General features: G+C 65.3%; 5 protein-coding genes. 4 read left to right on the top strand and 1 reads right to left on the bottom strand.

The features are described from left to right. Positions 1-45 precede the first annotated feature (45 nt). The 4 genes from B1A78_RS19160 to B1A78_RS19175 all read left to right on the top strand — a co-directional run bounded on the left by B1A78_RS19160 (position 46) and on the right by B1A78_RS19175 (position 4,472). Entirely contained in the window at positions 46-1,743 is a 1,698-nt protein-coding gene (locus B1A78_RS19160; protein WP_179102097.1) for a M28 family metallopeptidase, read from the top strand. Positions 1,744-1,880: 137 nt separating this feature from the next. After that, complete coding sequence (locus B1A78_RS19165) at positions 1,881-2,864, top strand: agmatine deiminase family protein (protein WP_077148494.1); 984 nt, start codon at positions 1,881-1,883, stop codon at positions 2,862-2,864. A gap of 58 nt (positions 2,865-2,922) precedes the next feature. Continuing rightward, positions 2,923-3,774: an N-carbamoylputrescine amidase gene (gene aguB / locus B1A78_RS19170; RefSeq protein ID WP_077148495.1), complete on the top strand. Its 852-nt coding sequence runs from the start codon at positions 2,923-2,925 to the stop codon at positions 3,772-3,774. Between the two features lie 29 nt (positions 3,775-3,803). Then, positions 3,804-4,472, top strand: coding sequence for an FABP family protein (locus tag B1A78_RS19175; RefSeq protein WP_077148496.1), 669 nt, complete (start codon positions 3,804-3,806; stop codon positions 4,470-4,472). Positions 4,473-4,648: 176 nt separating this feature from the next. Here B1A78_RS19175 and B1A78_RS22815 read toward each other — a convergent pair. Further along, positions 4,649-7,580: DUF6519 domain-containing protein (locus tag B1A78_RS22815; RefSeq protein WP_218668005.1), on the bottom strand; the 2,932-nt coding region annotated here is incomplete at its 5' end.

Consider the following 7,580-nt stretch of genomic DNA (forward strand, 5'->3'; position numbering starts at 1 on the left):
GCACAAGCCCGATCGTCGCAAACGAAACTTTCCAAGGACATTTCCATGCTGCGTTCCCCCCGATCCGCCGCGGCCTTCGCGGCCCTTCTGTCGCTTGCCGCTTGCGGCGGCGGCGACGCGTCAGACAAGGCGGCCACCGATACCGCCGCCACCGCCATTCCCGACGTCCAGATTCCCGAGCTGTCGCTCGCGACGCTGCAGGAAGTGACGAAAGAACTCTCGTCGGACGCTTATGAGGGCCGCGCGCCGGGGACGCCGGGCGAGGAAAAGACCGTCGCCTATATCATCAAGAAATATCAGGAAGCGGGCCTGCAGCCGGGCAACAACGGCCAATGGACGCAGGATGTGCCGCTGGTCGAGATCACCGCGAAGAACGCCACGCCGCTGAGCTTCACCGGCGGCAAGACCCCGGTCACCGCGCAATATGCCAAGGACTATGTCGCGTTCAGCTGGCGCGTGCAGCCCAAGACCGCGATCAAGGACAGCGACGTCGTCTTCGTCGGTTATGGCATCAATGCCCCCGAAAAGGGCTGGAACGACTATGCCGGGCTCGATGTGAAGGGCAAGACCGTCGTCGTCCTCGTCAACGACCCCGACTGGCAGACCAAGGAAACCAAGGGCGAATTCAACGGCCGCGCGATGACCTATTACGGCCGCTGGTCGTATAAATATGAGGAAGCCGCGCGCCAAGGCGCCGCCGCGGTCCTCATCGTCCACGACACCGAACCCGCCGCCTATGGCTGGAACGTCGTCGAAAGCAGCAACACCGGCACGCAGTACCTCGCCGAAAGCAAGGATGGCGGCGCGAAGGAAACCGTCGCCAACGGCTGGATCCAGCTCGCCAAGGCCAAGGAGCTGTTCGCCAGCGCCGGGCAGGATTTCGACAAGCTGCGCGACGCCGCGAAGGTCAAGGGCTTCAAATCCGTCGCGCTGACGGGGGTGAAGGCCAATTTCTCGTTCGACAACGAAATCGCCAAGAAGATGTCGCGCAACGTCATCGGCGTGCTGCCGGGGGCCAAGCGCCCCGATGAATATGTGCTCTACACCGGCCACTGGGACCACCTCGGCCGCTGCACGCCCGTCGCGGGCGACGACATCTGCAACGGCGCGGTCGACAATGCGAGCGGTATCGCCGGGCTGGTGACGCTGGCGCAGGCGTTCAAGACCGCCGGCGCGCCCGATCGCAGCATCGTTTTCCTCGCGGTCACCGCCGAGGAATCGGGCCTGCTCGGATCGAAATATTATGCCGAGAACCCGATCTTCCCGCTCGCGCAGACCGTCGGCGGGGTGAACATGGACGCGCTCAACGCGGTCGGCCCGGCGAAGGATATCGTCGTCGTCGGTGGCGGCAAGTCCGAACTCGACGCCTATGTCGAAAAGCTCGCCAAGATGAGCGACCGCGTCATCAAGGCCGAGCCGACCCCCGAAAAGGGCTTCTATTATCGGTCGGATCACTTCAGCTTTGCCAAGCTGGGCGTCCCGATGTTCAACTTCGGCAGCGGCAACGACCTGATCGTCGGCGGTGTCGAGGCCGGCAAGAAAGCGTCGGAAGATTATGAAAAGAACCGTTATCATGCACCGGGCGACGAATATGAGGCGATCACCAACTGGGACGGCATGATGTCGGACCTGCGCCTCTATTACGCCGCGGGGCGTATGCTCGCGATGACCGACGCTTGGCCGAACTGGGTCGAGGGCGACGAATTCCGCGCCGCCCGCGACAAGTCGCGCGCCGGCAAGTAAGGACGACAACCGCTCCTCCGCGGTTGCGGGGAGCACCATGTTCCGGCAATCCAGAACGGCGCAGGCTGTTCTGGATTGCTGCGTTCTGGGATGACACGACCGATGCCACTGGCGTCGATTCAAAGGACTATTACGCGATGACTTTGCGCATGCCCGCCGAATGGGCGCCGCACGATGCCGTCTGGATCGGCTTTCCGCATATGGCGGAGGAATGGTCGGGCCAGATCGACGCGGCGCGGCGCGACGTCGCCGCCTTTGCCAACGCGGTCCATGACGGCGGGCGCGGCGAGGAGGTGCGGCTGGTCGTCAACGATGAGGCCCAAGCCGAGATCGCCACAAAGCTCGTCGATCAGGGCGTGTCGATCCTCGTCCAGCCGCTCGGCGACATCTGGCTGCGCGACACCGGGCCGATCATCGCTGGCACCGGGACCGCACGGCGCGCGCAAAACTTCCGCTTCAACTGGTGGGGCGAGAAATTCATCATGCCCGGCGACCAGGAGGTCGGCGGCGCGCTTGCCGCGACGACGGGCTTTCCGGTCGACGATCAGGACTGGGTGCTCGAGGGCGGCGGCATCGACGTCGACGGTACCGGCCTGTGCGTCACCACCGAGGAATGCCTGCTCAATATCAATCGTAACCCGTCGCTGACGCGCGAGGATATCGCGGTACGGCTGCACCAGTCGCTCGGGATCGAGCGGCTGTTGTGGCTCGGCAACGGGCTGGTGGGCGACCATACCGACGGCCATGTCGACAATCTCGCGCGTTTCGTCGGCGAAGCGCGGCTGGCGATCCCGGTCGCGGCGGGCGACGACGATCCCAACGCGCATATCTACGCCGACGCGCGCGCGCGCGCGGCGACGTTCGGCGGGATCGAGATCGTCGACCTGCCCTCACCCGGCCGGATCGAGTTGGACGGCGAGGTCGCGGCGGCGAGCTATATGAATTTCTATATCGGCAACAGCGTTGTCGTCGTGCCGACCTATGGCGTTGCGAACGACGCGGCGGCGGTCGCGGCGCTGGCCGCCCTCTTCCCCGGTCGCCGCGCGGTCGGCGTGCCGGCAAGTGGCATCCTCGCGGGCGGCGGCAGCTTCCATTGCTCGAGCCAGCAGCTTCCGGCCTAGCATCGCGCGCGAAGCCGCCTATATTCGGCTCGATTTGAGCTCGATCACGGAATCCCGAATGACCCGCACCCTCACCGTTGCCGCGCTGCAACTCGCCCTGCCCGGCCCTGTCGAGCCGAATATCGATGCGGTCACCGCGCTGGTCGAGGTGGCCGCCGCCAAGGGTGCGCAGGTCATCCTGCCCCCCGAATTGTTCGAAGGCCCCTATTTCTGCCAGGTCGAGGACGAGGTGCTGTTCGCAACCGCGAGGCCGACGACCGAGCATCCGAGCGTCATCGCCATGCAGGCACTCGCAACGAAGCTGAAGGTCGCGATCCCGACGAGCTTTTTCGAACGCGACGGCCATCATTATTACAACACGCTGGCGATGATCGGCCCCGATGGCGACATCATGGGGACGTACCGCAAGTCGCACATCCCCGACGGGCCCGGATATGAAGAGAAATATTATTTCCGCCCAGGCAACACCGGGTTCAAGGTATGGGATGTGTTTGGCGCACGGATCGGCGTCGGCGTGTGCTGGGACCAGTGGTATCCCGAATGCGCGCGCGCGATGGCGCTGATGGGCGCCGAACTGCTTTTCTATCCGACCGCGATCGGCAGCGAACCCTATGACGCCGACCTCGACACGAGCCGCATGTGGCGCCGCGCGATGCAGGGCCATGCGGTATCGAATTGCATGCCCGTGATCGCCGCGAACCGTATCGGGACCGAGGGCGACGCGAACTTCTATGGCCACAGCTTCATCAGCGACGAATGGGGCGACCTGACGCAGGAATTTGGCGCGAGCGAGAGGGGCGTGCTGGTCGACACGATCGACCTCGACCGCGCCGCCAAGCATCGCGCGGGCATGGGCTTTTTCCGCGATCGTCGCCCACAGCTCTATGCTCGGCTGGTCGAGGATATCTGAATTTTCATAATAGCTTTGGGGGCCAAGCTATGGAATTACCGGACGATATTTTTACCGAACCCGAGGATGTCGATCCCGAGACGCTCGCCAATCTCGGCCCGCTCGCGCGGCTCGCCGGCATCTGGGAGGGGCAGCGCGGGGTCGATATCAACCCCAAGGCCGATGGCCCTGAAACGCGGCAATATTTCGAGCGTATCGAATTGCAGCCGATCGACCCGCAGGCGAACGGTCCGCAGCTTTTCTATGGCCTGCGCTATCACCTCCACGTCAACACGCGCGAGGAGGATATCAGCTTTCACGACCAGGTCGGTTACTGGCTGTACGAGCCCGCGACCGGGCTGATCCTGCAGACGCTGGCGATCCCGCGCGGGCAGATCGCGATCGCGGCGGGGCATGCCGAACCCGGTGCGAAGAAGCTGGTGCTGAAGGCGACACGCGGACAAACCGAATATGGCATCTGTTCGACGACGTTCCTCGATCTGGCGTTCACAACCGAATCCTATCAGATTTCGGTGGAATTCCATGATGATGGGACATGGAGCTATATCTCCGACACGACGCTGCTCGTGAAGGGGCGCAACGAGCCTTTCCTCCATCGCGACCGCAACCGGCTGACCAAGGTCGGCGAACCCGACCTCAACCCTTGGGCGAAGATATCGCGCGGGCTCGCTCCCTCGGTCGAAAGTGCTGAAGAATAAGCGAGGAAGCCCCAAAGAGTAGGGGCGAGCCCCTGTGGACTCGCCCCATGACCCCAAAAGGGACTCGAACCCTTAACGGCACCAAATCACACTGCCGATTTATCAATCAAGGCCAAGAAGAATATGGCCGATTCTCGCGAAAATTTCAAGGAAATTCGCCTGTTTTCGTCGCAAAATCACGGCCTGTTGTCGCGCCGTAACAGAAATTCGGGCGCACGGATCACATTGTTCGACGGCACATTCTCGACCAGATTGTCCGAGGCGACCCACAGCAAGTTCCGGGTGCTTTCAAATTCGAGAACCGGCTGCACCGCGATGCCGATCCGGCCGACCGAAATGCGATTGTCCGAAATCTTGAGATAGGCGCCGATATCGCCCCAGACGCGGATGCCGTGCTGGATCGGGTTCTTGCTGCCGCGCCCGGCCCAGTCGAGCGTGTTGCGCTGGATGCGCAGCGTGTCGACGTTACCGACGAACAATCCCATCGGCACATAGGCATCCTCGGCGGGCTTGCGCAGCGACAGATGATTGTCGGCGATCGCGACGGTGCCGGCGCGGATCATCTTCGGGTCGGCCTGGCTGGTGCCGACATGCACCCCGCGCAGGAAACCGAAGACCTTGTTGCCGCGGATCGTCACGGTGGTCAGCGTCGTGCCGCCGCAGGTGATCGCCTGCCGCGCATAGCTCGGCATGTCGCTGGTGAAGCGCCCGAACCAGGCGATCGCGGTGGGCAGCGTTTCGCGCGCGCGCTCGTCGGATGCGATGCGCGCGGCGACCTTTTGCAGGTAACGGACCAGTTCGCGGACATCGTCGATCCCGGACGGCGGCGGCCACAGCTTGACCGCCTTGTTCCAGTCGGCCTGGCTGATCGGCGATTCAAAACTCACCGCGACCGATCCGGCGCGGATCGTCACCTTGCCGGCCTCGCCCGCTTCGCCGAGGTCGCGCTCGGCGCGCGCGGCGGGTTCGCCGATCAGGACGAGCGAACGCTTCACCTCATTATCGACCGCGCCGAGCCGCGTTTCGCCGATGCGCGTGCCAAGCGTGCGGATCGCGCGGTCGAAGGTCGGTGCCTTCACCGGGTCGGCGATGACGACGTCGCTGAGCCGCTTGATATAGGCCTGCACCCCCGCGACCGTCCGCACCTCGTCGGGGCGCGGCGGATCGGCGGTGTAGAGTTTCTCCCATTCGGCCTGCGGCATCGGCGATTCGAATTCGGCGACGATCCGCCCGGCGCGAAAGGTGCGTTTTCCCTCCCCCTTCACCGCCGCTTCGACCGGCTTGGCGACGAGCATGGCGACGATCTGCTTGCGCCAGCGGGCGTTCTCGAGCTGCTGTGCCGGGGTCAGCCCCGCCTTGCCCGCGACGACCGCGAGTTCGTTGTCGGCGATGACGATATTGGCCGCGTTGGTGACCAATATGCCGTCCTGCGCCAGCCCGATCGCGAGCCGGTTGTGCGTGATCTGCACAGAATCAAGCGGCTTTTCGTCCGAACCGCGGATCGCAAGGCCGGTGCGCTCGGTCTCGGCGCCGCCGCCGCAGCGCAACGATACCCCCGACACCTCGACCGTGGGCGTGTCGAGCACGGTGACCACCCCCTGGCGGAACTGGATCTTGCCGATCGCGCCCGACCCGTCGGGCGCCGCGACATCGAGGTCGCGCAAGGTCACGCTGGCGCAGGCTTCGAAATGGAGCGCGCATTCGGCACGCCGCGCGACGATGCGCGTGCCATCGCCGGCGCCGTGGATGGTGAGATGGCCCTTGCCCTTGAGATCGACACGCTCGGCGGTTTCATAGGTGCCGCGCTGGAAGCAGATCGCGGCATCTTCGCCGTCCTTGATCGATTTCAGGATCGCGACCCAGTCGCTGCCCTCGGTAACGACATAGGTCGAACAACCGACCTGCGTCAGCGTCGCGAGCTTTTCGATCGCCTTTTGCACCGTATTCTCGCCCGCGAGCGCAGGGGTGTTGACGGGGTCGAACGAGGTCGCCGCCGCGGTGCTTAGATTAGCGTCGAAATGGATCGGCAGGTGGGTCGGATTGCCCGCCGCATCGAGCAGGCGCGCGACGACGCGCTGGTTCTGCATCGCGGTGTCGAGCGACCAGTTTATCGCCGCAACGCCGTCGGCGTCGGTGATGACGATGCGGTTCTTGAGATTGTCGGCGACCGGGCCGAGCCGCCCGTCGCCGCCGGTGATTTCGAAGCGAACCTTGAGGCCGGGCAGCGGCGTCTTGCCGCGGATCACGCCGACGCGCAGCGGCGCGGCGAGCGGCACTCGCGTCGCGGGCGCGAGCGGGTTCGGCATCGCCTCCTGCCCGTCGCCGCCGAGATAGAGGAAGCTGCGCAGCGCGGTGAGCGGCGGGAAGATGTTGCGGCAATCGCTACCGACGCTCCAGAGACCGCCGGCGTCGCGGTTGACGAGCGCGAGCGCAGCATAATGATGCACGATGCCCCGGGGCGGCAGGAGCGCCTCGGCGCCGGTCGCTTCGTCGGTCGGCCATTCGATCTTTGCGGCGAGCGAACGCGCGGGCACCTGCCAATGGTCGCCGGTGGCAAGCCGCCCGGCGGCGAAAAATACCTCGATACCCTGTTCGACCGCTACCCAGCCGCCCGGCACGATATCGACGGGCAGGCCGCCCTCCCAGCGCCGAACAAGGCCGCTGGTCGGGAGGCCGCTGAGGTCGGGGGCGTCCGCGCCGTCAGTGAGCGCGGCGAGCGTGTCGGGGTGGCGCAGTTCGCCAAGGCTGGCACGGGTGCCGTTGATGTCGGAGAGCCGCGCGAAAAAGCCCGGCTGGCCGCTGAGCAACCGGTCGTCGTCGAGGATCTCGACCCAATCGTCGCGCTTGAGCGCGCCGGGTTCGTCGGGGCCGAGGCTGTCGAGGATCAGCGCGCCATTGTCGATCTCGGCATAGCGCGCCTCGCGAATGCCATTGTCGCGCGACCATTTCCAGCGCCCGCCCGCAGCGCCGCCGTTGTGGATCTCGATCCGGTAGAGATGGTTCTCGAGGCTGCGATAGCCGCCGGTCGCGGGCAGCGCGCACGGGTCGGCGACCGCCGCCGCCGCACGCGCGCGCGCCGCCATGCGCCCCGGCGCGGCGGGGCCGAAG

The organism is Sphingopyxis sp. KK2 (assembly GCF_001990265.1).
GTDB lineage: Bacteria > Pseudomonadota > Alphaproteobacteria > Sphingomonadales > Sphingomonadaceae > Sphingopyxis.

Bases quoted from the DNA above. Each gene is read 5' to 3' on its own strand.
- B1A78_RS19160 (WP_179102097.1), top strand. From the start codon at position 46: ATGCTGCGTTCCCCCCGATCCGCCGCGGCCTTCGCGGCCCTTCTGTCG.
- aguB (WP_077148495.1), top strand. From the start codon at position 2,923: ATGACCCGCACCCTCACCGTTGCCGCGCTGCAACTCGCCCTGCCCGGC.
- B1A78_RS19165 (WP_077148494.1), top strand. From the start codon at position 1,881: ATGACTTTGCGCATGCCCGCCGAATGGGCGCCGCACGATGCCGTCTGG.
- B1A78_RS19175 (WP_077148496.1), top strand. From the start codon at position 3,804: ATGGAATTACCGGACGATATTTTTACCGAACCCGAGGATGTCGATCCC.